The sequence below is a fragment of the Nonomuraea sp. MG754425 genome (assembly GCF_021699195.1).
Lineage (GTDB): Bacteria > Actinomycetota > Actinomycetes > Streptosporangiales > Streptosporangiaceae > Nonomuraea.
In genome coordinates, this window is sequence record NZ_SSXE01000067.1 from 1 (window position 1) to 24,356 (window position 24,356).

At 70.4% G+C, this 24,356-nt stretch carries 20 protein-coding genes; 16 read left to right on the plus strand and 4 right to left on the minus strand.

The annotated features are described in order from the left end of the window. The first annotated feature begins 478 nt into the window (after positions 1-478). From ruvB to FAF44_RS23090, 6 genes are all read left to right on the plus strand, one after another. The gene (gene ruvB, locus FAF44_RS23065) at positions 479-1,513 is read left to right on the plus strand and encodes a Holliday junction branch migration DNA helicase RuvB (protein WP_237105310.1); all 1,035 of its coding nucleotides are present in this window, start codon (positions 479-481) and stop codon (positions 1,511-1,513) included. Between the two features lie 213 nt (positions 1,514-1,726). Further along, positions 1,727-2,119 carry a preprotein translocase subunit YajC gene (gene yajC, locus FAF44_RS23070; RefSeq protein WP_237105311.1) on the plus strand — a complete coding sequence of 131 codons (393 nt, stop codon included), beginning with the start codon at positions 1,727-1,729 and terminating at the stop codon, positions 2,117-2,119. 91 nt (positions 2,120-2,210) lie between these two features. Next, positions 2,211-4,019, plus strand: a complete 1,809-nt coding sequence (secD, locus tag FAF44_RS23075; protein WP_237105312.1) for a protein translocase subunit SecD — start codon at positions 2,211-2,213, stop codon at positions 4,017-4,019. A gap of 1 nt (position 4,020) precedes the next feature. Beyond that, positions 4,021-5,031: a protein translocase subunit SecF gene (gene secF / locus FAF44_RS23080; protein ID WP_237105313.1), complete on the plus strand. Its 1,011-nt coding sequence runs from the start codon at positions 4,021-4,023 to the stop codon at positions 5,029-5,031. Between the two features lie 227 nt (positions 5,032-5,258). Next, a complete protein-coding gene (locus FAF44_RS23085) occupies positions 5,259-5,777 on the plus strand; it encodes an adenine phosphoribosyltransferase (RefSeq protein ID WP_237105314.1) in 519 nt (172 codons plus the stop codon). A 203-nt stretch (positions 5,778-5,980) separates the two neighbouring features. Next, entirely contained in the window at positions 5,981-8,173 is a 2,193-nt protein-coding gene (locus FAF44_RS23090) for a bifunctional (p)ppGpp synthetase/guanosine-3',5'-bis(diphosphate) 3'-pyrophosphohydrolase (RefSeq protein ID WP_237105315.1), read from the plus strand. Between the two features lie 4 nt (positions 8,174-8,177). On the opposite strand, the gene FAF44_RS23095 is transcribed toward FAF44_RS23090, so the two are convergent. The 3 genes from FAF44_RS23095 to FAF44_RS23105 form a co-directional block, all read right to left on the minus strand. Continuing rightward, entirely contained in the window at positions 8,178-9,269 is a 1,092-nt protein-coding gene (locus tag FAF44_RS23095) for a cupin domain-containing protein (protein WP_237105316.1), read from the minus strand. 128 nt (positions 9,270-9,397) lie between these two features. Continuing rightward, on the minus strand, positions 9,398-10,627 hold the full coding sequence (locus tag FAF44_RS23100) for a DUF349 domain-containing protein (protein ID WP_237105317.1): 1,230 nt from the start codon (positions 10,625-10,627) through the stop codon (positions 9,398-9,400). Between the two features lie 62 nt (positions 10,628-10,689). After that, positions 10,690-11,505, minus strand: coding sequence for a peptidylprolyl isomerase (locus tag FAF44_RS23105; RefSeq protein ID WP_308193363.1), 816 nt, complete (start codon positions 11,503-11,505; stop codon positions 10,690-10,692). 195 nt (positions 11,506-11,700) lie between these two features. On the opposite strand from FAF44_RS23105, the gene FAF44_RS23110 reads away from it, so the two are divergent. From FAF44_RS23110 to aspS, 3 genes are read left to right on the plus strand one after another with little or no spacing between them, the layout of a single operon-like run. Continuing rightward, entirely contained in the window at positions 11,701-12,381 is a 681-nt protein-coding gene (locus FAF44_RS23110) for an MBL fold metallo-hydrolase (RefSeq protein WP_237105319.1), read from the plus strand. Continuing rightward, positions 12,381-13,637: a histidine--tRNA ligase gene (gene hisS / locus FAF44_RS23115; protein WP_237105320.1), complete on the plus strand. Its 1,257-nt coding sequence runs from the start codon at positions 12,381-12,383 to the stop codon at positions 13,635-13,637. Before FAF44_RS23110 ends, hisS begins: the two co-directional genes overlap by 1 nt. Positions 13,638-13,692: 55 nt before the next feature. Then, positions 13,693-15,429, plus strand: a complete 1,737-nt coding sequence (gene aspS, locus FAF44_RS23120) for an aspartate--tRNA ligase (RefSeq protein WP_237105321.1) — start codon at positions 13,693-13,695, stop codon at positions 15,427-15,429. A 69-nt stretch (positions 15,430-15,498) separates the two neighbouring features. On the opposite strand, the gene FAF44_RS23125 is transcribed toward aspS, so the two are convergent. Beyond that, positions 15,499-16,404 (minus strand): peptidylprolyl isomerase, encoded by a 906-nt coding sequence (locus FAF44_RS23125; protein WP_237105322.1) that lies wholly within the window; start codon positions 16,402-16,404, stop codon positions 15,499-15,501. Between the two features lie 275 nt (positions 16,405-16,679). On the opposite strand from FAF44_RS23125, the gene FAF44_RS23130 reads away from it, so the two are divergent. The 7 genes from FAF44_RS23130 to mltG all read left to right on the plus strand — a co-directional run bounded on the left by FAF44_RS23130 (position 16,680) and on the right by mltG (position 24,219). Continuing rightward, positions 16,680-17,921, plus strand: a complete 1,242-nt coding sequence (locus FAF44_RS23130; RefSeq protein ID WP_237105384.1) for a replication-associated recombination protein A — start codon at positions 16,680-16,682, stop codon at positions 17,919-17,921. Positions 17,922-18,005: 84 nt separating this feature from the next. Next, positions 18,006-18,869, plus strand: a complete 864-nt coding sequence (locus tag FAF44_RS23135) for an oxygenase MpaB family protein (RefSeq protein ID WP_237105323.1) — start codon at positions 18,006-18,008, stop codon at positions 18,867-18,869. Positions 18,870-18,954: 85 nt separating this feature from the next. Beyond that, entirely contained in the window at positions 18,955-19,356 is a 402-nt protein-coding gene (locus FAF44_RS23140) for a DUF948 domain-containing protein (RefSeq protein ID WP_237105324.1), read from the plus strand. After that, positions 19,353-19,586: a hypothetical protein gene (locus FAF44_RS23145; protein WP_237105325.1), complete on the plus strand. Its 234-nt coding sequence runs from the start codon at positions 19,353-19,355 to the stop codon at positions 19,584-19,586. Before FAF44_RS23140 ends, FAF44_RS23145 begins: the two co-directional genes overlap by 4 nt. A 167-nt stretch (positions 19,587-19,753) precedes the next feature. Then, entirely contained in the window at positions 19,754-22,426 is a 2,673-nt protein-coding gene (gene alaS, locus FAF44_RS23150; protein WP_237105326.1) for an alanine--tRNA ligase, read from the plus strand. 1 nt (position 22,427) lies between these two features. Beyond that, positions 22,428-22,907, plus strand: coding sequence for a Holliday junction resolvase RuvX (ruvX, locus tag FAF44_RS23155; RefSeq protein WP_237105327.1), 480 nt, complete (start codon positions 22,428-22,430; stop codon positions 22,905-22,907). 103 nt (positions 22,908-23,010) lie between these two features. Beyond that, positions 23,011-24,219, plus strand: coding sequence for an endolytic transglycosylase MltG (mltG, locus tag FAF44_RS23160; RefSeq protein WP_237105328.1), 1,209 nt, complete (start codon positions 23,011-23,013; stop codon positions 24,217-24,219). Positions 24,220-24,356: the final 137 nt, after the last annotated feature.

A 24,356-nucleotide genomic window follows, 5' to 3' on the forward strand; every position in this document is an offset into this window, starting at 1 on the left:
ACCGACCACCCCTCGACCCCCTTCGGCCCCGTCTCGGCCTCTTTCGGCCCCGTCTCGATTCCACCCGGCTGTGTCGAAAGGGCTTCAGGCGCGCGCCTTTTCGGGCATGGCCCGGTCGTGTGCTCTTCCGGTCGTGCCCTGGCCGCGCGGGACGTCGCCGAAGGCTCTCCCGCCGACCGCGTCTCGCTCGCGCCGGGTCTTGCCGGGGATGTCTCGTTCGCGTTCCTTTCTGGTTGTGGCTTGGTCACGCGGGGCTGGGTAGATGATGGGTCGCCATTCGCGAAAACGCTTTCTGGGCGACGGTTTGTGACGGCGGCCTCCGGTTCTCGGCCTATGAAGTGGGTTGCGTGCGCGCCGTCCACGGCGGCGGCCCGCGAGGCCGGGCGGCCGGGTGCGAAGGTGGGGGCGGAGGTTCGAAAGCCGGCCGACACCCGGATGACGACCACCCGGATGACGACCACAGGAAGGAGACGCCGGAGTGGGGTTTGAGCGGGAGGAGATCCTTTCCTCCACCGCCGGAGGCGACGAGCTGCAGATCGAGGCCGCCCTCCGGCCCAAGCGCCTGAGCGAGTTCATCGGCCAGGGCCGCGTGCGCGAGCAGCTCTCGCTGGTGCTGGAGAGCGCGCTGCGCAGGCAGAGCCCGCCCGACCACGTGCTCATGAGCGGCTCCCCCGGCCTCGGCAAGACGACCCTGGCCATGATCATCGCGGTCGAGCTGAACGCCCCGCTCCGGATCACCTCGGGCCCGGCGCTGGAGCGGGCGGGCGACCTGGCGGCGATCCTGTCCACGCTGAGCGAGGGCGAGGTGCTGTTCATCGACGAGATCCACCGGATGGCCAGGCCCGCCGAGGAGATGCTCTACCTCGCGATGGAGGACTTCCGGGTCGACATCATCGTCGGCAAGGGCCCGGGGGCGACCGCCATCCCGCTCGACATCGCCCCGTTCACGCTGGTCGGCGCGACCACCAGGGCCGGGCTGCTGCCGGCGCCGCTGCGCGACCGGTTCGGGTTCACCGCGCACATGGACTTCTACGAGGCCGCCGAACTGGAGCAGGTGCTGCACCGCTCGGCCCAGTTGCTCGGGGTGCCGCTGCCGGAGGAGGGCGCGCACGAGATCGCCCGGCGCTCGCGCGGCACGCCCCGTATCGCGAACCGGCTGCTGAGACGGGTGCGCGACTTCGCCGACGTGCGGGCCGACGGCGTGATCGACCGCGACATCGCCTCGGCGGCGCTCAACCTGTACGAGGTCGACGGCGAAGGGCTCGACCGGCTCGACCGGGCGGTGCTCGGCGTGCTGCTGAAGAAGTTCGGCGGCGGCCCGGTCGGCCTGTCCACCCTGGCGGTGGCCGTGGGGGAGGAGCCGGAGACGGTCGAGGTGGTGGCCGAGCCCTTCCTCGTACGCCAAGGGCTGCTGGCCAGGACCCCGAGAGGCCGGGTCGCCACCGCCGCGGCATGGGCCCATCTAGGAATGAAACCGCCACCCGATGCGTTCGGAGCGTCACTTTTCGACTGATCACAGAACGGTTGCAACCGTTTCAAAATGGGAACTTCCCCGCGCGCCGAAACGCTGCCTCGTTGCCGCGTTTCGCAACAAGCGCCTACACTCCGTGGCTTGGCTGGCTGTGTAGGCTGACGGGCTGAGCGGCGCGGCCCGAAGCAACGCACGGAATTTCCGGCGCGAGGCCGGTGTCAACTTCTTTGTACGAAAAATGGAAGGTCGCCCCTGATGGACATGGGACAACTCGGAAGCATCCTGCCGCTGATTCTTCTGGTGGTGGTGTTCTACTTCCTGCTGATCCGCCCGCAGCGCAAGCGCCAGCAGGAAGCGGTCAAGATGCAGAACTCCCTGACGCCCGGAACCCGGGTCATGACCACGACGGGCCTGTTCGCCAACGTCGTGACGGTCGACAATGAGGACGTCGTCCTCGAGATCGCGCCGGGGATAGAGACCCGTTGGGTGAAGGCGGCGATCGGCCGCGTCGTCACTCCGGGCGATGCCCCGGCCAGTGACGGCGATCCGGTCGCTGACCAGGCGGATCTCGACGATGAGGGTAAGAAGGAGACCGAGGCCACCGTAGAGCGCGACGGCGACCAGGGCTCCAGTACCAAGCAGTCCTGACTAAGCTCTGCGACAAACCTCTATCTGAAAGAACTGACGACCAGTGGCCCGACCGACCAGCCGCCACAGCCGACCGGGGCGTACGCTCCTGGTGCTTCTGGCGCTCATCCTCGCCCTGGGCGGGACGATGTTCCTGCAGAAGGCGTTCACGCCCAAACTTGGGCTCGACCTCGCGGGTGGCACGACGGTGACGCTGTCGCCCGTGACCCAGAACAACGCCTCGCCGCCTGAGGAGATCCTCGACCGCGCGGTCAACATCATCCGCGACCGGGTCAACGGCACCGGAATCTCCGACGCCGAAGTCGCCAAGTCCGGCGACAACATCATCATCTCCATCCCGGGCGTCGGTCAGAGCGAGGCCATCAAGCTGGTCGCGACCACCGCGGAGCTGCGTTTCCGCCAGGTGCTGGCCGTGGCGGCCACCCAGGCCCCGCAGGAGCTGGCCACCAACGCGCCGACGCCGGGCGCCACGCCCTCGGGCGGCGCGTCCACGGCTCCGTCGGGCGAGCCGTCGGGCTCGGCGCCGTCCAGTTCGGCCTCGGTGCCGAGCGCCTCTCCGACGGGCAAGGCACTGTCGTCGGCGCTGACCGCTCCGACGCCCGCGGCCTCGGCGCCCGCCCAGGGCGCCGAGGACCCGACGGCCAAGCCGGCCGCGACGCAGAACGGCCAGACGGGCCAGGACGGCCAGACGGGCCAGACCGGTCAGGACGCCAAGCAGCAGGACGGCAAGAAGGGCCAGGAGGCCAAGGCCACGCCGACCGGCCAGGCCAGCACGCCGCCCGCGCAGGACCCCAACGCCGGCATCGACACCTCGGGCATCGACCCGGCGGTGCTGGCCCAGTTCAACAAGCTCGACTGCGCCGACCCGGCCAACCGCGGCCAGGGCGTCCAGGACGACCCGAACAAGCAGTTCGCGGGCTGCGAGACCGACGGCAGCTACAAGTACGTCCTCGACGTCGCCAAGGTCGTCGGCACCGACATCGACACGGCCTCGGCGGGCGTGCGCCAGGGCACCACCGAGTGGGTCGTCCAGCTCGACTTCAAGAGCAAGGGCGCCGGCGAGTGGGGCAAGCTCACCACGGCCGCCTTCAACTCGCCCGAGCCGCGCAACATGGTCGCGGTCGTGCTCGACGGCGTCGTGATCACCGCGCCGGTCATCCAGGGCCCGATCCCCGGCGGCCGGGCCGAGATCACCGGCAACTTCGACCAGGTCAGCGCCACCAACCTGGCCGACCAGCTCAAGTACGGCGCGCTGCCGCTGAAGTTCAACCGCAGCTCGATCGACACGGTCTCCTCGACCCTCGGCCAGGACCAGCTCGAAGGCGGCCTGATCGCCGGCCTCATCGGCCTGGCGCTCGTGCTCGTCTACTGCCTGCTCTACTACCGGGGCCTGGGGGTGGTGGCGGTGCTGAGCCTCGTGGTGGCCACGGTCATCACCTACACGGCGGTGGTCGTGCTCGGCCACAACGCCAACTTCCGGCTCTCGCTGCCGCACATCATCGGCCTGGTGGTCTCGATCGGCATCACCGCCGACTCCTTCATCGTGTACTTCGAACGCATACGTGATGAGATGAAGGAAGGACGGCGGACGCTTCGCGCGGCCGTCGAGGTGGCCTGGGTCCGCGCACGGCGCACGATCCTGATCGCCGACGCCGTGATGTTCATCGCCGCGATCGTGCTGTACTTCCTGGCGGTGGGCGGTGTGGCCGGGTTCGCGTTCGCGATGGGCCTGACCACGCTGATCGACATCGTGGTGGTGTTCATGTTCACCAAGCCGTTCATCGCTCTGCTGGCGCGGTTGAAGTTCTTCGCCAAGGGGCACCCGCTGTCGGGTCTCGACGCCGAGCGCATGAGCGACACGCACTCGACCGGCCGCACGACCACACCGCAGGAGGCCTGAGATGGGACTGGGGCGTCGCCTCTACCGCGGCGAGATCGATGTCGACTTCGTCGGCAAGTGGCGGCTGTGGTACAGCCTGTCCGGCCTGCTGCTGGTCGTCTCGCTCGCCGGTCTGCTGATCAACGGGCTCAACCTGGGCGTGGAGTTCAGGGGCGGGTCGGTCTTCTCGTTCAAGGCCGGCAACGCGAGCATCGAGCAGGTCCGTGAGACCTTCCAGGCCGAGGGTGTGCACCAGCCGATCGTGCAGACGGCCGGCGACCGCTGGCGGGTCACCACCGAGACGCTGGCGGAAGGCACCACCACCCAGGTGCAGACGGCCATCTCGAAGGACTACAGCGTCCCCGCCGACCAGGTCGACATTCAGTCGATCGGCGCGTCCTGGGGCGGTGAGGTGTCGCAGAAGGCCTGGATCGGCCTGGGCGTGTTCATGCTGGCGATCATCCTGTACCTGTCGATGGCGTTCGAGCCGAAGATGGCGCTGGCCGCCATCGTCGCGCTCGTCCACGACCTCGTCATCACCGCCGGCATCTACGCCTGGTCGGGCTTCGAGGTCACGCCCGCGACGCTGCTGGGCTTCCTGACCATCCTCGGTTATTCGCTCTACGACGCGGTCGTGGTGTTCGACATGATCAAGGAGGTCACGGCCAAGCTGGGGCACACGTCGAAGCAGACGTACTCGATGGCGGCCAACAACGCGCTCAACCACACGCTGATCCGTTCGCTGAACACCTCGCTGGTCGCGATCCTGCCGGTGGCGGCGATCCTGTTCATCGGCACCACGCTGCTCGGCGCGGGCACGCTGAAGGACCTGTCGCTGGCCCTGTTCGTCGGCATGATCGTCGGTACGTACTCGTCGCTGTGCGTCGCCACGCCGCTGCTGGTGACGCTGAAGGAGCGCGAGCCGAAGTACCAGGCCATCGCCAGGAGGCTGGCCTCCACGGGAGGTGGCGGCAAGGGCTCCGGCGGCAAGGGGTCGAAGGATTCCAAAAGCGCGGCGGTAGCCAAGGGGTAGCCGCCCGAAAGCCAGGCTGTCGACAGGCGCCTCCGTCCCTGAGCGGGCGGGGGCGCCTTCGCGTGCGCCCCGCCTCTCCCGAGGGCGCGCGGGAGCACCCGGAGCGCTCACAGGGGCTCTGAGGGACGCGGGAGGGCTACCCAGCACGGGAGCGGTACGAGCCGGACGCCCCGATGCACCATCATGGAGCCCGGCAGACGGCCGGCGGAGAAATGCGAGGAAATGCGATGACCGAGCTCAGCACGCTGATCCTGGACCGGATCAGGGACGTGGCCGACTACCCCAAGCCGGGAGTCATGTTCAAGGACATCACCCCGCTGCTGGCCGACCCGGTCGCGATGGCGGCCGTGGTGGAGGAACTGGCCGGCCTGTACCAGGTGGACAAGATCGTGGGCATCGAGGCACGCGGGTTCATCCTCGCCGCGCCGGTGGCCTACCGGGCGGCGGCCGGATTCGTGCCCGTACGAAAGAAGGGGAAACTGCCCGCCGAAACCCTGGAGGAGTCCTACGATCTGGAGTACGGCTCCGCGACGATCGAGGTGCACCGCGACGCGTTCGCGCCGGGTGACCGCGTGCTCATCGTCGATGACGTGCTGGCCACAGGAGGCACCGCGCAGGCGGCGGTGGAGCTGGTGAGCAGGGCAGGGGCCCAGGTCGTCGGCATCGCGGTGCTGATGGAGCTGGCGTTCCTGAAGGGGCGGGAGCGGCTGACGGGATTGGATGTGCACTCCCTCGTGATCGTCTGAACCGGCCCGCGACGGCTCAGGTTCGCCGCCTGGATACACTGTGGTCTCTGGACTCGAAACGTAAGGAGCTTTTTGCGTGAGGAGCCAGTGCGGGAGGAGCCTGTGTGCCCCGTGATGTGGTCGTGCCCGACGTAACCGACTCTGGCAATGCCGAGACGCCCAACGTCCCAGCGGTGCGTCGAAGGCGGTTTGGGGGTGGGGCCATGAATCCGGTGCTGGAACCGTTGTTCCGCACCGTACGGGCCACCCACCCCAAGGCGGACCTGCGGGTGATCGAGCGTGCCTACGACGTGGCCGCCTACCATCACCGCGACCAGAAGCGGAAGTCCGGCGACCCGTACATCACGCATCCGCTGGCCGTGGCGACGATCCTGGCCGAGCTCGGCACCGACGACGAGACGCTGTGCGCCGCGCTGCTGCACGACACCGTCGAGGACACCGCCTACAGCCTCGACGAACTGCGCGGCGACTTCGGCGACACGATCGGGTCCCTGGTCGACGGCGTCACCAAGCTCGACAAGGTCAAGTTCGGCGACGCCGCGCAGGCCGAGACCGTCCGCAAGATGGTCGTCGCCATGTCGCGCGACATCCGCGTGCTGATCATCAAGCTGGCCGACCGGCTGCACAACATGCGCACCATGCGCTACCTGCCGGAGCACAAGCGTCACCAGAAGTCGCGCGAGACGCTGGAGATCTTCGCCCCGCTCGCCCACCGCCTGGGCATGAACACGATCAAGTGGGAGCTGGAGGACCTCGCCTTCGCGATGCTCTACCCCAAGCGCTACGACGAGATCGCGCGCATGGTGTCGGAGCGGGCGCCCCGCAGGGACCTGTTCCTGCAGGAGGTCATCGAGAAGGTCTCCGGCGACCTGCGCGAGGCCAGGATCCGCGCGGTGGTCAAGGGGCGGCCGAAGCACTACTACTCGGTCTACCAGAAGATGATCGCCAGGGATGTCGCGTTCGACGACATCTACGACCTGGTGGGCATCCGCGTGCTGGTCGACAGCGTGCGCGACTGCTATGCCGCGCTCGGCACCATCCACGCCAGGTGGAACCCGGTGCCGGGCCGGTTCAAAGACTACATAGCGATGCCCAAGTTCAACATGTACCAGTCGCTGCACACGACGGTGATCGGTCCCGAGGGCAAGCCGGTGGAGCTGCAGATCCGCACCCACGCGATGCACCACAGGGCCGAGTACGGCGTGGCCGCGCACTGGAAGTACAAGGAGGAGGTCGGCGCCCCCGGCCCCGCGGGCAAGGTCAAGCCGGGCAGCGACATGGCCTGGCTGCGCCAGCTCCTCGACTGGCAGAAGGAGACCTCCGACCCGGGCGAGTTCCTCGAGTCGCTGCGCTTCGACCTGTCGGTCTCCGAGGTCTACGTCTTCACCCCGAAGGGCCAGGTCATCGCCCTGCCCGAGGGGGCCACGCCGGTCGACTTCGCCTACGCGGTGCACACCGAGGTGGGCCATCGCTGCATCGGCGCCCGGGTCAACGGGCGGCTGGTGCCGCTGGAGTCGCGCCTCGGCAACGGCGACACGGTGGAGATCTTCACCTCGAAGTCGCCCGACGCCGGGCCGTCGCGCGACTGGCTGAAGTTCGTCAAGTCGGGCCGCGCCCGAAACAAGATCCGGCAGTGGTTCTCCAAGGAGCGCCGCGAGACCGCGATCGAGGCGGGCAAGGAGGCCATCGGCCGCGCCATGCGCAAGCAGGGCCTGCCGCTGCAGCGGCTGATGTCCGGCGAGGCGCTGCTGGCGCTGGCCCGCGACCTGCGCTACCCCGACGTGTCGGCCCTGTACGCGGCCGTCGGCGAGGGCCACATCGCGGCCCAGGCGGTCGTGCAGAAGCTGGTGGCCTCGATCGGCGGCGTCGACAGCGCCGAGGAGGACATCGCCGAGACCTCGCTGCCGACCCGCCTGCGCGGCCGTCCCCGGGGCGGTGGCGGCGCGGGCGTGGTGGTGGCCGGCGACGCCGACGTCTGGGTCCGGCTGTCGAAGTGCTGCACCCCGGTGCCCGGCGACGAGATCGTCGGCTTCGTCACCCGCGGCCACGGCGTGTCCGTGCACCGCGACGACTGCACCAACGTGCAGCAGCTCAAGACGCAGCCCGACCGGCTGGTCGAGGTGAGCTGGTCGCCGAGCGACGACAGCGTGTTCCTGGTGGCCATCCAGGTGGAGGCGCTCGACCGGCCGAGGCTGCTGTCCGACGTCACCCGTACGCTGTCCGACCAGCACGTCAACATCCTCAGCGCCTCGGTGACGACCTCGCGCGACCGGGTGGCGATCAGCAAGTTCACGTTCGAGATGGGCGACCCGAAGCACCTGGGGCACGTGCTCAAGGCGGTGCGCAACATCCAGGGCGTGTTCGACGTCTACCGGGTGAGCGGCGCGGGAAGCTGAGCCCTCAGCGGGGGCGCAGGTCGGGCAGGTTGACCACGATGGCCTCCTGCGTGCTGCGCGCGATCACCACGACCGCCTCCCGCGAGGGGTCGGGGTTCTCCTCGCGGTGCGGCACGTACGGCGGCACGAAGACGTAGTCGCCGGGCCCGGCCTCGATGCGGGTCTCCGCGCCGTCCTCCAGGAACGCGAACGACGGCGTGCCGCTGACCACGTAGATGGCCGTCTCGGAGGCGCCGTGGTGGTGGTCGGAGGAGCGGGTGGCGGGGGCGACGTGGGTCTGGCCCATCCACAGCCGCGCCGACCCGGTCGTGGCGCCGCTGATCGCGGCCAGCCGCCGCATTCCCGAACTCTGCGCCGTCTCGCCGGAGAGCTCTCCTGAGCGGACGTGACGCAGCGGCCGGTGGAAAGGGTCACCCTGGGCCCGGTAACCCTCCCAGAGGCGTCCTCCGGCCCGCTCGAGGACGTCTGAGGCCACCGCGGAGAGCCTGGCGGGGTCGTCGCGGGCGGCCAGCAGCTCGTCGGCCAGCCGCGCGTCATGGGCGCGCAGCTCCCGCAGCAGCCACTTGCCGCTGCCCTGCCACGCCCGTCCCACGCCCAGCGCGGTCCGGGCGGTGGCCTGGACGACCTCCCAGCCGATGAACGCGCGCTCACCCGGGTCGGTCGCCCCCGACAGGTCGTCCAGCAGGTCGGACAGGCTGTATCTGAACCGCTCGGCCTGGTCGGCCGACAACCCCGACGGGCCGGCCGCCAGGCGTTCGGCCAGCGTGCTCTGCAGGTCGCTGGCCCGGCCGCCGGTCCGGTCGGCCAGCACCGCGCCCTCGGCGCAGATGCGGGCCAGGGTCGGCCGCCGCCGGTCGAAGTCGCCGTCGATGTAGGCGGCCAGGCTGGTCTCGCTGTGCGCGAACAGCTCGACGGGCCACTCGCGCCAGCGCAGCGACTCGCGGTAGGGGGTGGCCAGGCCGTCGAGCACCACCACGATGTCGAGGTCGGAGGTGCTGGTGCGGCTCTCGGTGAGCACGCTGCCGCCGACGAAGGCGTACAGGGCGCCGGGGAAGAGCTCTTCGACGAAGGCGCGCGCGGCCGTGACGGGGTCCATGCACGTCAGCCTAGATCCCGGGCCCCGTCGCGCGCCGCCCGAATCGGCGACGGCGGCCCGGGGGACGGGCCCTCAGCCGGAGACGGGTCTCCGCCGAGGACCGGACACTCGCGCCGGACGTCGAGCCCTCAGCTGAACTCGGTGAGGGTGCGCTCGGCCTCCGCCAGCCACGAGCGGCGCGCGGTGATGGCCTCCTCGGCCTCCTTGACGTCCTTGGCGCGTCCGGCGGCGTGCGCCTTGGCCAGCCGCTTCTCGAGCTGCTCGATCGAGGTGCGGAGCTGGTCCACGGTGCTCTGGGCGCGGGCCCTGGCCTCGGGGTTGGACCGCTTCCACTCGGCGTCCTCGGCCTTGCGCACGGCCTCGTCGACCTTGCGCAGCCCGCCTTCGAGCCGGTCGCGCTGCTCGCGCGGCACGGGCCCGGCGGCCTCCCAGCGCTCCAGGATGTGCCGCAGCGCCGCCCTGGCCGTGCGGACGTCGGTGACCGGCAGGATCTTCTCGGCCTCGGTCAGCAGCACCTCCTTGACCTCCGCGTTGGCGGCCAGCGAGGCGTCGCGCTCGGCGAACACCGCGGAACGGGCCTGGAAGAACTGGTCCTGGGCGGCCTTGAAACGCCCCCACAGCTCGTCCTCGACGTCCCGCGAGGCCCGGCCCGCGCCCTTCCACTGCTGCATCAGGTCGCGGTAGATCGCCGCCGTCTGGCCCCAGTCGGTGGAGCCGGCGATGGCCTCGGCCTCGACGACGATGCGCTCCTTGATCGAGCGCACGCCCTCGCGCTGCTCGTCCAGGCCCGAGAAGTACACCTTGCGGCGCTTGGCGAACGCCGTGCGCGCGGCCGACAGCCGCTTCCACAGCGCCGCCTCGGTGACCCGGTCGATGCGGTCGGCGGCCTTCCACTCCTCGACGAGCTGGCGCAGTCGTTCGCCGCCCGACTTCCAGTGGGTGGTCTCGTCCGCGATGCGCTCGGCCTCGGCGACGATGCGCTCCTTGACCGACCTGGCCTCGGCCCTGGCCTGCTCGCGCGCCGCCTTGACCTCCTCGCGGCGCTGGGCGACCAGCTCGGTCAGGCTGTCGAGCCGCCTCGTCAGCGCGTCGAGGTCGCCGACGGCGTGCGCCTCCGAGACGGCCTCGCGCAGCTTGGTGATGTTCGCCTCGGCCTGCGCCGGAGCCAGATCGGTGCCCCTGACCCGCTGTTCGAGCAGCTGCACCTGACCGGCCAGCTCGTCGTACTTGCGATGGAAGTAGGCCAGTGCCTCTTCGGGTTCACCGGCCTGCCAGGAGCCGACGGCCCGCTCTCCCTCAGCCGTACGCACGTAGACGGTGCCGTCGTCGTCTACCCGGCCCCACGGGTCGGTGCTCACCGTGTCCTCCCGCACTATCCATCAGACCCTTCGGGACTACTTCGTCCCTAGTTTGTATTACGTCAGCTCTTGCCGGCGATTGTCACGTCTTTGATTTCGACGGTTTGCTTTGGCGCTCCCGTCTCGTCTCCCATGTTGGCGATGACTCCCGCTTTGTTCACCTTGTCCAGGATGTCGAGCCCCTTGGTGATCGTACCCACAGGCGTGTAATCCGGGCTGAGCCCGATGTCCCCGAAAACGAGGAAGAACTGGCTGCCCGTGCTGCCCGGCGCGGAGGTCTTGGCCATCGCCATCACACCGCGCTTGTACTGGGCGCCCTGGAGGTTCTCCTCGGCCAGCACGTAGCCGGGGCCACCGGAACCGTCCGTGGTGTTCTTGCCGTCGGCCTTGGCGGTCGGGTCGCCGCACTGCAGCATCGGGAACTTGTCGCTGCCGAGCCGGTGGCACTTGCTGCCGTTGTAGTACTTCTTGCCCGCCAGGAACTCCAGCGAGTTCGTCGTGCACGGAGCCTTGGCGTTGTCCAGCTTGACCACGATGTCGCCCAGGTTCGTCTGCAGCGTCATGGTCTTGGTGGCCGGCTCGGTCGCGACCTTCGCCGGCGGCATGCCGACGTCCTTCACCTGTCCGCCTGACGAGTCCTTGACGTAGTCGCAGGTGCCCGCCTTGGCGTCGTACGGCTTGGGCCCGGCCGCCGCCGACGCCTGCGCGGTCTCCGCCGGCGCCGACGAGGGCGAGGTCGCCGCCTCCGTACCTGTGTCATTGCCGCCGAGCAGCGCGACCGCGGCCACGATGCCGCCGACCACGATCACCACGCCCACGGTGGAGCCGATGATCGCCGTGCGCTTGGCCTTCTGCTCGCGCTCGGTGCGGCGCTGCATCTGCCGCTCGAAGTGCTCACGCGCGAGCTGCCTCTGCCGGTCCTTCCCCGTGGCCACCGCTTTGCCTCCCATAGTCAATCAACTGAGGTGGGCGAATCGTATCGGCCAACGGGTAATGATTCGCAGCCCGGCGACCCGCACCGGTACCCTTCGGTTACATTCCCATTGGATTTTCGACGAGATCACCTGAGGCAGATGCTCATCGCAGGCTTCCCCGCAGGGGCCTTCCAGACCAATTGTTACGTCGTCGCGCCCGCCGCCGGCGAGGAGTGCGTGATCGTCGATCCAGGTCAGGACGCGACCGAGGGCGTCGACGAGCTGCTGCGCGAGCACCGGCTCAAGCCCGTCGCGGTCCTGCTCACCCACGGCCACCTCGACCACGTCTGGTCGGTGGCCCCCGTGTGCGGCGCGCGCGACGTGCCCGCGTGGATCCACCCCGACGACCGTCACCTGCTGAGCGACCCGGCCGCCGGCTGGTCCGACACCAGCGCCTCGCTGTTCGGCGGCATCACGCTGAGCGAGCCCGACGACGTGCGCGAGCTGTCCGACGGGGCCGTGCTCCCGCTCGCGGGCCTGGAGTTCACGGTCGACCACACGCCCGGCCATACCAGGGGGTCGGTGAGCTTCCGCACGCCCGGTGACGAGGTCATGTTCTCGGGCGACCTGCTGTTCGCCGGCTCCATCGGCCGCTCCGACCTTCCCGGCGGCGACTACCCGACGATTCTGCGCAGCCTGGCTGCCAAGTGTCTGCCGCTGCCTGACGATACGGTCGTCCTGCCGGGCCACGGACCACAGACCACGATCGGCCGCGAGCGCGTGACCAACCCATACCTGAAGGAAGCAGCGCCGCACGCCGGTCCCACACGAGGGATCTAATGACTTTCCAAGCACCCAAGGGCGTCAAGGAGTACGTCCCGCCGCAGGCGTCCACGTTCCAGGCGATCCGCGGGGCGTTCGCGGAGACGGCCAGGCGCGCGGGGTACGCCTACCTGGAGACCGCGGTCTTCGAGGACACGCAGCTCTTCGCGCGCGGGGTCGGCGAGTCCACCGACGTCGTCAGCAAGGAGATGTACACCTTCACCGACCGCGGCGGCAGGTCGCTGACGCTGCGGCCGGAGTTCACCGCCGGCGTGCTGCGCGCCGTGCTGGAGTACGGCCTGCACCGCGGCCAGCTCCCGGTGAAGGTCTGGACCGACGGTCCGGTCTTCCGCGCCGAGGCGCCGCAGGAGGGCCGCTACCGCCAGTTCTACCAGCTCGACCTGGAGGCCATCGGCAGCGAGGACCCGGCGGTCGACGCCGAGACCATCGCGCTGGCCTGGAGCTGGTACACCTCGCTCGGCCTCACCCAGGTGCGGCTGCTGCTCAACTCGCTCGGCTGCGGCGAGTGCCGCCCGATCTACCGGGCCCGGCTGCAGGAGTTCCTGCGCGCGCTCGACCTCGACGAGGCCACCCGGCAGCGCATCGAGATCAACCCGCTGCGGGTGCTCGACGACCGGCGCCCCGAGGTCCGCGCGCAACTGGAGGACGCGCCGCTCATCGGCGACCACCTGTGCCCCGACTGCAAGTCCTACCACGACCGCGTCAAGCAGCTCCTGGCCGACCTCGGCATCCCGTGGGAGGACCAGCCCAGGCTCGTGCGCGGCCTCGACTACTACACCCGCACCACGTTCGAGTTCGACCACCCGCTGCTGGGCGCCCAGTCGGGCATCGGCGGCGGCGGCCGTTACGACGGCCTGTCGGAGGCCATCGGCGGGCCGCGCCTGCCCGGCATCGGCTTCGGGCTCGGCCTCGACCGCACCGTCATCGCGCTGGAGCGCGAAGGCGTGACTCTCGACGTCCCGGCCCGCTGCGAGGTGTACGGTGTGGCGCTGGGCGACGAGGCGGCGCGGGCGATGTTCAAGCTCCTGAGCGGGCTGCGCGCGGCCGGTGTCGCCGCCGACATGGCCTTCGGCGGCAAGGGGCTCAAGGGGGCGATGAAGGGGGCCGATCGTTCCGGCGCCCGCTTCGCGCTGATCCTGGGCGAGCGTGACCTCGCGGCCGGGGCCGTGCAAGTGAAGAACCTGGCCACCGCCGAGCAGACCGAGGTGCCGCTGGCCCAGGTCGTCGACGTCTTGAAGGGGAAGATGCAGTGACCGGCGAGCCAGGGCCGCTGCCGCCCCTCTCCTATCCGCATGAAGGGAAAGTGCAGTGATCCGCACGCATACCGCCGGGTCGCTCCGTGAGGAGCATGCCGGGCAGCAGGTGACGCTCGCAGGATGGGTGGCCCGCCGCCGTGACCACGGCGGCGTCGTCTTCATCGACCTGCGTGACGCCTCCGGCTCGGCGCAGGTGGTCTTCCGCGAGGAGGACCACGCCCACGACCTGCGCGCCGAATACTGCGTGCAGGTCGTCGGCCAGGTCAGGGTGCGGCCCGAGGGCAACGAGAACCCCGACCTGCCGACCGGCGCGATCGAGGTCGTGGCCGAGCAGGTCGAGGTGCTGAGCGAGTCCGCGCCGCTGCCGTTCCCGATCGAGGGCAACGTGGGGGTGTCGGAGGAGGCGCGGCTGAAGTACCGCTACCTCGACATCCGCCGCCAGCAGGTGGCCAACGCGATGCGCACCCGCTCCAAGGCCACCTACCTGGCCAACGAGGTGATGCACGAGCTCGGCTTCGTCTACGTCGAGACGCCCACCCTGACCCGCTCCACGCCCGAGGGCGCGCGCGACTTCCTGGTGCCGGTACGCCTGCAGCCGGGCAACTGGTACGCCCTGCCGCAGTCGCCGCAGTTGTTCAAGCAGCTTCTTCAGGTGGCCGGGCTCGAGCGCTACTACCAGCTCGCCAAGTGCTACCGCGACGAGGACCTGCGGGCCGACCGGCAGCCGGAGTTCACGCAGATCGACGTCGAGATGTCGTTCGTGGACCAGGAGGACGTCATCGCCGTCGGCGAGACGCTGATCGGCCGGCTGTGGCGGGAGATCGCCGGCTACGAGCTGCCCACGCCGCTGCCGCGCATCACGTACGCCGACGCCATGTCCCGCTACGGCTCCGACAAGCCCGACCTGCGCTTCGGCCAGGAGCTCGTCGAGATGACCGACTACTTCTCCGGCACCTCGTTCCGGGTCTTCCAGGCCGAGTACGTCGGCGCCGTCGTCATGCCGGGCGGGGCCGCGCAGACCCGCAAGGAGCTCGACGGCTGGCAGGACTGGGCCCGCGCGCGCGGCGCCAAGGGCCTGGCGTACGTGCTGGTGCAGGAGGACGGCACGCTCGGCGGCCCCGTCGCCAAGAACCTGTCGGAGGCGGAGCTGTCCGGGCTGGCCGAGAAGGTCGGCGCGCGGGCGGGCGACGCGATCTTCTTCGCGGCCGGTGCCAGGAGCGCCGCCCGCGACCTGCTCGGCGCGGCCCGCCTGGAGATCGGGCGGCGCTGCGACCTGATCGACGAGTCGCAGTGGTCGTTCCTGTGGGTCGTGGACGCCCCCATGTTCGAGGAGGACGGCGAGGGCGGCTGGACGGCCGTGCACCACCCGTTCACCGGCCCGAAGCCGGAGTGGGCCGACAACTTCCAGGACCACCCGGGCGAGGCGCTGGCCTACGCCTACGACATGGTCTGCAACGGCATGGAGATCGGCGGCGGCTCGATCCGTATCCACCGGGCCGAGATGCAGCAGCGCGTCTTCGACGTGCTCGGCATCTCCAAGGAGGAGGCGGAGAACAAGTTCGGCTTCCTGCTGGAGGCGTTCAAGTACGGCCCGCCCCCGCACGGCGGCATCGCCTACGGCTGGGACCGCATCTGCATGCTGCTGTCCGACGGCGACTCGATCCGCGACGTGATCGCGTTCCCGAAGACGGCCTCCGGCTTCGACCCGCTCACGGCCGCGCCGACGCCGATCACGGCCGAGCAGCGCAAGGAGGCGGGCGTGGACGCCCGGCCCAAGGCCGAGGTGTAGCCAAGCCCAGCCGACACACGGAAAGGGCCGGGGCGGCGCCGCCCCGGCCCTTTCCGTGTGTCGGGTCCCCTACTTGACGGTGACCTTCTCGATGATGATCGGGTTCTTCGGCGCGGTGGAGCCGCCGTCGCCGGTGATGTCGTCCGGGTTGGTGATCACACCGTCCTTGGCGATCTTCTCGATCATCTCCAGGCCGGACCGGACCACGCCGAGCACCGAGAACTGCGGCTCGAGCTGGGCGTTCTCGTCCGACAGCGAGATGGCGAACTGGCTGCTGTTCTGCCCGGCCGCGTCCTGCGGCTGGGTCAGGAAGACCACGCCCCTGCCGTACGGCACGGCGCCCACGGCCTCGTCGTGGAAGACGTACCCGGCGTTGCCCTGGCCGTCCGTGGGGTTCTTGCCGTCGGCCTTGGCCTGCGGGTCGCCGCACTGCAGCAGGAACAGGCCGGCCGTCTCCGGCGTCACCAGGCGGTGGCACTTGGTCTTCTCGTAGAAGCGCTTCTTGGCCAGGAAGGCCATCGAGTTCACCGAGCACGGGGTGGCGTTCGCGTCCACCTCGATGACGATGTCACCGTGGTTGGTGGTGATCGTCATCGTCGAGAGCTTCAGGTTGGGCTTCTTGCCCGGCATGCCCACGTACTTGTGGGGGACCGACTCGTCCCGCTTGTACTCGCAACTGACCTTGCCCGGCTTCTGCGGCGGCGTGGTGCTCGGCAGCTCGGTCGGCAGCGGCGCGGTGGCGGAGGCCGAAGGGGTGCTCGCGGCCGCCGCCTTCTTCGTCTCGTCCCCGCCTACCAGGTTGGTCGCCGCGAAGATGCCGCCCGCGACCACCACGACGGCCACGGCCGCGCCGATGAAGGTGTTCCGCCTCGCCTTGACGCTCTGCTCGGCCGCGCGCTTCGCCTGCCGTTCTTTGTGCTCTCGCGCCAGCTCTTTCTGGCGGTCCTCTTCGTTCTGGCGGTCGTCGCCGCTCACCGCTATGTCCTCTCGTCTTTGCCCACGCATGACTGAACAACTCCGCGAATGCTACCGGCCTCCGATATGTGACGGACGTAAGTGGCGAAAGCCGCACCTGCGACTGTTGAGGTCGTGAACCTTATGGTGGTGGCAAACGTGGGCCAAAGAGCTTTCCAGGCGGCCCACCGCGCCGCACAGCCGGGGCGGGCCCGGGGGTGCTGTAAAGTCGCGATGTGGATAGCCTGTTCGACTTGGCGGCTGAAGAGGCCACCCCGCAGCCCCTCGCCGTGCGCATGCGCCCGCGCACCCTCGACGAGGTGATCGGCCAGCGGCACCTGCTCGGCTCCGGCACCCCGCTGCGGCGCCTGGTCGAGAGCGAGGCTCCGATGTCGCTGTTCCTGTGGGGGCCGCCGGGCACCGGCAAGACCACGCTGGCCTACGTCGTCTCCAACGTCACCGAGCGCCGCTTCGTCGAGGTCTCCGCCGTGTCGGCGGGCGTGAAGGACGTCCGCGCCGCCATCGACACCGCCCGCCGCGAGCTGGGCATGAGCGGCCGCCAGACCGTGCTGTTCGTCGACGAGGTGCACCGCTTCAACAAGGCCCAGCAGGACGCCCTGCTGCCCGCCGTGGAGAACCGCTGGGTCACCTTCATCGGCGCCACCACCGAGAATCCGTTCTTCTCGGTCATCTCGCCGCTGCTGTCCCGCTCGCTGCTGCTCACGCTGGAGTCGCTGTCGGAGGACGACGTGCGCGCGGTGCTCCGGCGCGCGGTGTCCGACCCGCGCGGGCTGGGCGGCCGGGCCACGCTCGCCCCCGAGGCCCTGGAGCACCTCGTCCGCCTGGCCGGCGGCGACGCGCGGCGCTCGCTGACCTACCTGGAGGCGGCGGCGCTGCTGGCCGACGACATCACGATCGAGGTGGTGGAGAAGGCCGTCGACAAGGCCGCCGTCCGCTACGACCGGCAGGGCGACCAGCACTACGACGTCATCAGCGCGTTCATCAAGTCGATGCGCGGCTCCGACGCCGACGCGGCGCTGCACTACCTCGCCCGCATGATCGAGGCCGGCGAGGACCCTCGCTTCATCGCCCGCCGCGTGGTCATCTTCGCCTCGGAAGACGTCGGCCTGGCCGACCCGACCTGCCTGCAGACCGCGGTGGCCGCCGCGCAGGCGGTGCAGCTCATCGGGCTGCCGGAGGGGCAGATCAACCTCGCGCACGCCGTCATCCACTGCGCGACGGCCCCCAAGTCCAACGCCGTGGTCAAGGCCATCGGCGCGGCGGTCGGCGACGTGCGCAAGGGCCTGATCGGGCAGGTGCCCGGCCACCTGCGCGACGCCCACTACCAGGGCGCGGCCAAGCTCGGCCACGGCGACGGCTACAAGTACCCGCACGACTTCGAGCACGGGCTGGTACGCCAGGACTACGCGCCCGAGCAGGTGCGCGAGCGGCGCTACTACGAGCCGACCCGGCACGGCGCGGAAGGGCCGGTGGCCGAGCGGTGGGCCAAGATCCGCGACTTCCTGCGCAGGTCCTGACGCCCACGGGCCGCGAGGTCGAATCGTGATCTTCGATCGCCCGGCAGCCGTACTGAACGGGCGGGCGCGGGGCATCACAACCCTGTGAAGCCGATCGTGACCCCCGGTGGCGGCCTCTTCGGCCCGACGTCGATCACCTGGCGGGTGCACACCGAGACACCGGCCTGGCCGGCCGCCGTACGCGCCTTCCAGCTTCAGGCCCTGCACCCGCGCACCATCCGCGGCATCGCCCAGAACTGCCTCCTCGACGATCCCGGGGTGGCCCACGCCCGGCTCCGGCGGCAGCTCGGCTACGTCGCCGTGCGCACGTTCGGCAGCCGCGAGCAGGCCGAGCAGGTGGCCGGGCGGGCGCGTCAGGTGCATGCCCGCCTCGTCGGGCTCGACCCCGACACCGGCGTGCTGTTCCGTGTGGACGACGAGGAGAACCTGCGCTGGGTGCACTGCGTGGAGGTCGCCTCGCACCTGGAGGTGGCCGGGCGCTGCGGCGTGCCGCTCACGGCGGCCGAGCGCGACGCGTACGTGGCCGAGCAGCGCCGCGGCGCCCGCCTCGTCGGGCTCGGCGACGTCCCTGGCGACGCGGGCGAGCTGGACGCCTACCTCACCGGCATGCGCCCGCGCCTGGCGGCCACCGCGCAGGCGCGCGCCGCGTTGCGCGCCTGCCTCAGCCCGGCCCTCCCGCTCCGGACGCTCTTCGCCGCCGCGCCCCTCGCGCTCGGCTCGCTGCCCGCCGCCGGCGCGCTGGCGTTCGCCACGCTGCCCGCCTGGGCCAGACAGCTCTACGGCCGCCACGGCGACGAGGCGGCCGGGCACGCCGCCGACCTGGCGCTCAGGGCACTGCGCGCGGCGATCACGGCGACGCCGGACCGGCTGGTGTCGCCCGAGATCAGGGCGGCACGCGGGCTCATGCGCGCGGTCACGGAAGTGCCAGGGGCCGACGTGGCGGCCTGATCAGCGCCGCGTCCGCCACTAACGTTGTCACCCGAACGCGATAGGGTCTTGCCGTTCCGGCCCAGCGTACGAGGGAGATGAGCGGATGCTTACCGCTGGAGAGGTCGCCGGGCTGATCGCGGCCACGGGCTGGGTGGTCCTGGTCTGCGTCATGGCCATGGTGCTCGTCAAGCTCGCGAGGCTGCTCACCGAGACCACCAAGGCGGTCTCCGAACTGAACAACCGCCTCGCGCCGCTGCTCGACGACATGAGCGTCACGGTCAGCGAGACCAACAGGCAGTTGGTCGCCGTCGAGGCCATCGCCAACGACGTCAAGCAGGTCAGCGGGCACGCGGCCAAGCTGAGCGGGGTCACGCAGACCATCTTCACCGGCCCGCTGATCAAGGTGTCCTCGCTCGGCTACGGCGTGCGCCGCGCCATCGAGGCCCGCCGGACCGGCCGGCCCCGCGCCGGGGTGAGACGGGCCGGGCAGGGACGGGCACGATGATACGAAGGATCTTCTACCTGTCGCTCGGCGCGTTCCTCGCCTTCTGGGTGATGCGCAGGCTGCAGGCGCTGCAGCCCGACCACATCGCCCGCCGGACCGCCGACGGCGCGGCGGGCATGCTCCTGAGGGTGAGAGACTTTACTTCCGACGCGCTCGGCGAGGCCGCCGAGCGCGAAACGGAGTTGCGAGCACGCTTCGGGCTCGACAACGCTGAGGGCAGCGACCGCTGAGGCGGCGCCGCCCGAGGGCGGCCTTCTCCGGCAGTGCTCGAACGCGGGTACCCGGAAGCGGTGCCGACGGCGTCTGAGGGCGCGGCCGGCACGGCGGTCGCCGAGACCGCGATCGCCGAGACCGCGGTCGCACAGAACACAACTGACTACAGCAAAGGATGGCCACCATGGAGTCGGCAGAGATCGCGCGCCGCTTCCTGCGCTTCTTCGAGGAGCGTGGGCACAAGATAGTGCCCTCGGCCAGCCTGATCGCTGAGGACCCGACGCTTCTCCTGGTCAACGCGGGTATGGTGCCGTTCAAGCCGTACTTCCTGGGGCAGCGCAAGCCTCCGGGGTCACGGCTGGCCACCGCGCAGAAGTGCGTGCGCACCCCCGACATCGACGAGGTCGGCAAGACGACCCGGCACGCCACGTTCTTCCAGATGCTCGGCAACTTCTCCATCGGCGACTACTTCAAGGCCGAGGTGATCCCGTTCGCGTGGGAGCTGCTGACCCGGCCGGAGTCCGACGGCGGCTTCGGCTTCCCCGAGGACCGCATGTGGGCGACGGTCTACCACGACGACGACGAGGCGTTCGAGATCTGGCGTGACAAGGTCGGCCTGCCCGAGTCGCGCATCCAGCGCCGCGGCCTGGAGGACAACTACTGGCACATGGGCGTGCCCGGCCCCGGCGGCCCCTGCTCGGAGATCTACTACGACCGCGGCGCCGAGTACGGCAAGGAGGGCGGCCCGGTCGCCGACGAGGACCGCTACCTCGAGGTGTGGAACCTCGTCTTCATGCAGTACCAGCTCAGCCAGGTCCGCTCCAAGGTCGACTTCGACATCGCGGGCGAGCTGCCGAGCAAGAACATCGACACCGGCATGGGCCTGGAGCGCATGGCGGCGATCCTGCAGGGCGTCGACAACATCTACGAGATCGACACCACGTACAAGATCCTCGACAAGGCGGCGGAGCTCACCAAGACCCGCTACGGCCGCGACCAGCGCTCCGACGTGAGCCTGCGGGTGATCGCCGACCACGTGCGCACCGGCACCATGCTGGTCGCCGACGGCGTCCTGCCGAGCAACGAGGGCCGGGGCTACGTGCTGCGCCGCATCCTGCGCCGCTCGATCCGCAACCTGCGGCTGCTCGGCTCGGGTGACGAGCGCTACATGCACGAGCTCACCGACGTGGCGATCAACGTCATGGGCGAGCAGTACGAGCAGCTCAAGGCCGACGCCCCGCAGATCCACTCGGTCATCGACGCCGAGGAGTCCTCGTTCATGGGCACGCTGCGCACCGGCACGGCGATCTTCGACGTGGCGGTCGAGGAGACCAAGCGCAAGTCCGGCACCACGATCCCGGGCGACCAGGCGTTCAAGCTGCACGACACCTACGGCTTCCCGATCGACCTGACCCTGGAGATGGCGGCCGAGCAGGGGCTCAAGGTCGATGAAGAGGGCTTCCGCCGCCTCATGAAGGAACAGCGGCAGATGGCCAAGGCCGACGCCGCGGCGAAGAAGACCGGCAACGCCGACATCTCCGTCTTCGGGCAGCTCCTGGAGTCGGCGGGCCGGGTCGAGTTCCTCGGCTACGACCAGACCGAGGCCGACACCAGCGTGGTCGGCATCCTCGTCGACGGCGTGCCGGTCCCGGCGGCGGGCGCGGGCACCACGGTCGAGATCGTGCTCCAGCGCACCCCGTTCTACGCCGAGGGCGGCGGCCAGCTCGCCGACCAGGGCGTGATCCGCACCGGCGGCGCCGAGGTCGAGGTGACCGACGTGCAGACGCCGCTGGCGGGCCTCGTCGTGCACCGCGGCAAGATCCGCAGCGGCGAGCTGAAGGTCGGCGACGAGGCGCAGGCGGAGATCGACCTCGAGCGCCGCCGCGCGATCTCGCGCAGCCACAGCGCCACCCACCTCGTCCACCGCGGTTTCAAGAACGCGCTCGGCGAGACGGCGGCGCAGGCCGGCTCCGAGAACTCGCCCGGCCGCTTCCGCTTCGACTTCACCTCCGCGGGCGCGGTACCGCAGAGCGTGCTGCGTGACGTCGAGGACGAGGTCAACGCCGTGCTCGTCAACGACCTCAAGGTCAACGCGTTCTACACCTCGCAGGCGGAGGCCAGGGCGATGGGCGCGCTGGCGATGTTCGGCGAGAAGTACGGCGACGAGGTCCGCGTGGTCGAGATCGGCGACTACTCGCGCGAGCTGTGCGGCGGCACCCACGTTCACAGCTCCGGCCAGCTCGGCCTGGTCAAGGTGCTGGGCGAGCAGTCGGTCGGCGCGGGCGTGCGCCGCGTCGAGGCGCTGGTCGGCATCGACGCCTTCCGCTTCCTGGCGCGCGAGAGCGTGCTGGTCGCCCAGCTCACCGAGCAGCTCAAGGCGCGCCGCGAGGAGTTGCCCGAGCGCATCGACGGCATCGTCACCCGGCTGCGCACGGCGGAGAAGGAACTGGACAGGCTGCGTTCGGCCCAGGTGCTCGAAGCGGCCGGCGAGCTGGTGTCCGGGGCTCGTGACCTGCAGGGTGTCTCCGTGGTGACACACCGCGCGCCTGATGGAACCGGCGCCGATGATCTGCGTAAGCTCGCGCTTGATGTGCGTGGCAGGTTCCCGGCCGACCGGCCGGCGGTCGTGGTGATCGCCGGAGCCCCCTCCGACCGGCCCGTGGTGGTTGCCGCGGTCAACGAGGCGGGGCGCGAGCGGGGGCTCAAGGCCGGGAAGCTGGTCGGCGTCGCCGCCAAGGCTCTTGGGGGTGGCGGTGGCGGCAAGGACGATGTCGCGCAGGGCGGCGGCACGCGGCCCGAGGCGATCGGCGACGCGTTGCGACTGGTCGAAGAGGCGATTTCTGGGCAGCTCGGCTGACATGAGATTCGGTTCACGGATCGGCGTCGACGTCGGCTCCGTACGCGTCGGCGTGGCCCGCAGCGACCCCAGCGGCCTGCTGGCCACGCCGGTGGAGACCGTCCGGCGGGGCAAGGGCGACCTCGAACGCATCGCGGCGATCGTCGCCGAGCACGAGGCGATCGAGGTCGTCGTGGGGCTGCCCACGTCGCTGTCGGGGCGCGAGGGGCAGGCCGCGGGGCTGGCGCGCGAGTTCGCCGGCAGGCTAGCGGCCCGGCTGGCGCCCACGCCCGTACGGCTGTTCGACGAGCGGCTCACCACGGTCGCGGCGCAGCAGGGGCTGCGGGCCAGCGGCGTGCGGGCCAAGAAGCAGCGCGGCGTCGTCGACCAGGCGGCGGCCGTGGTGCTGCTGCAGGACGCGCTCGACTCCGAGCGCGCCACGGAAAGACCACCAGGCAGGCCCGTCGAACCGCCAGCGGCGGCCGACGGACCTGCCTCATGAGCGGGCGCACGACGGGGGAGCGGGTCCGGGAGTCCGGCGACCGCCTCCGGGCCCGGCCCGCGTGCCGGAAGGGCCCGGCCCACGACGCCGGCGAGGTGGTCTCGTGAACAACGGCACTCCTGGCGACGAGGACGACGTCGGCGAGGTGATCCCCTTCCGGTCGGGCGACGACCAGGGCGAGGACGCCCGTCCCGAGACGCCGGCGCGGGAGCCGGAGCCCGGCTCGGCGGCGGCGCAGGCCGTTCCCGAGGCGGAGGTCATCCCGCTGCCGCCGCGCCGCGGGCGGGCCGTGCGCAGGGTGGGCCTGCTCTCGGCGGGTCTGCTGGCCGGGGCGCTGGCCCTGGGCGCGGGCGGCATCGCGCTGCTCAAGCCCTACGTGAGTCCGGCCGACTTCGAAGGGCCGGGCAGCGGCGCGGTGACCGTGCGGATCGTGCCCGGTTCCACCGCGGAGGCGATCGGTTCGGCGCTGGCCGACGCCGGGGTGGTGGCCAGCGCGCGGTCGTTCGTGAACGTGACCGAGGACCGCGCGGTGAGCGACCGGCTGCGGCCCGGCCACTACCGGCTGCGCAAGGGCATGGCGGCCTCGGCGGCGCTCGACCTGCTGCTCAGCCCTGCCGCGAGGATCGTGCGGCGGGTGACGCTGCCCGAGGGAATGCGGGTGTCGGAGGTGCTGGCCCGCCTGGCCAAGCAGGCCGGGCTGTCGCTGGAGGGGCTGCGGGGCGTGGACAAGGCCCTGGTGGGCCTGCCGGACTACGCCAACGGCCTGGAGGGCTTCCTGTTCCCGGCCACGTACGAGATCGAGCCCGGCCACTCGCCGGTCGACGTGCTGGCGGCCATGGTGGAGCGCTTCGCGGCCGCGGCCCGGCACGTGGGCCTGGAGGAGCAGGCGCCGAAGGTGCACCTGAACCCGCTCCAGGCCGTCACGGTGGCCAGCATGATCCAGGCGGAGGGCGGCACGGACGAGGACTACCCGAAGATCGCCCGCGTGATCTACAACCGCCTGGCCAAGGACATCCCGCTGGAGATCGACAGCACGGTGCTGTACGCGCAGAACAGGCGGACACTGAAAGTCACGGAGCGTGACACCAAGGTTGACTCGGCTTACAACACCTATCGTCACAAAGGGCTGCCTCCTGGGCCTATCGCCAATCCTGGCGAGAAGGCCCTGATGGCGGCGCTGAACCCCGCCGAGGGTGACTGGCAGTGGTTTGTGACGACGGATCCAGCGCATAGAATCACCAAATTCACCAGCAAAGAGAGCGAGTTCGTGAGATACCGGGAAGAGTTGAACAAGAACCTCAGGACGAGCTGATGTTCGACGGGCCTCCCACCGTTCCACCGCAAAAACCCCAAAGTGGGGCATGCACGCTCTTTCCTTCCTCTAGCATGGCTACCCAGAGTGATCTCCGCCGTCCGTCACAGCACGAGCGGCGGTCCCCCCAGTTCCGC

Bases quoted from the DNA above. Each gene is read 5' to 3' on its own strand.
- yajC (WP_237105311.1), top strand. From the start codon at position 1,727: ATGGACATGGGACAACTCGGAAGCATCCTGCCGCTGATTCTTCTGGTG.
- secF (WP_237105313.1), top strand. From the start codon at position 4,021: ATGGGACTGGGGCGTCGCCTCTACCGCGGCGAGATCGATGTCGACTTC.
- FAF44_RS23085 (WP_237105314.1), top strand. From the start codon at position 5,259: ATGACCGAGCTCAGCACGCTGATCCTGGACCGGATCAGGGACGTGGCC.
- FAF44_RS23090 (WP_237105315.1), top strand. From the start codon at position 5,981: ATGAATCCGGTGCTGGAACCGTTGTTCCGCACCGTACGGGCCACCCAC.
- FAF44_RS23095 (WP_237105316.1), bottom strand. From the start codon at position 9,269: ATGGACCCCGTCACGGCCGCGCGCGCCTTCGTCGAAGAGCTCTTCCCC.
- FAF44_RS23105 (WP_308193363.1), bottom strand. From the start codon at position 11,505: ATGCAGCGCCGCACCGAGCGCGAGCAGAAGGCCAAGCGCACGGCGATC.
- FAF44_RS23110 (WP_237105319.1), top strand. From the start codon at position 11,701: ATGCTCATCGCAGGCTTCCCCGCAGGGGCCTTCCAGACCAATTGTTAC.
- hisS (WP_237105320.1), top strand. From the start codon at position 12,381: ATGACTTTCCAAGCACCCAAGGGCGTCAAGGAGTACGTCCCGCCGCAG.
- FAF44_RS23130 (WP_237105384.1), top strand. From the start codon at position 16,680: ATGCGCCCGCGCACCCTCGACGAGGTGATCGGCCAGCGGCACCTGCTC.
- FAF44_RS23140 (WP_237105324.1), top strand. From the start codon at position 18,955: ATGCTTACCGCTGGAGAGGTCGCCGGGCTGATCGCGGCCACGGGCTGG.
- FAF44_RS23145 (WP_237105325.1), top strand. From the start codon at position 19,353: ATGATACGAAGGATCTTCTACCTGTCGCTCGGCGCGTTCCTCGCCTTC.
- alaS (WP_237105326.1), top strand. From the start codon at position 19,754: ATGGAGTCGGCAGAGATCGCGCGCCGCTTCCTGCGCTTCTTCGAGGAG.
- ruvX (WP_237105327.1), top strand. From the start codon at position 22,428: ATGAGATTCGGTTCACGGATCGGCGTCGACGTCGGCTCCGTACGCGTC.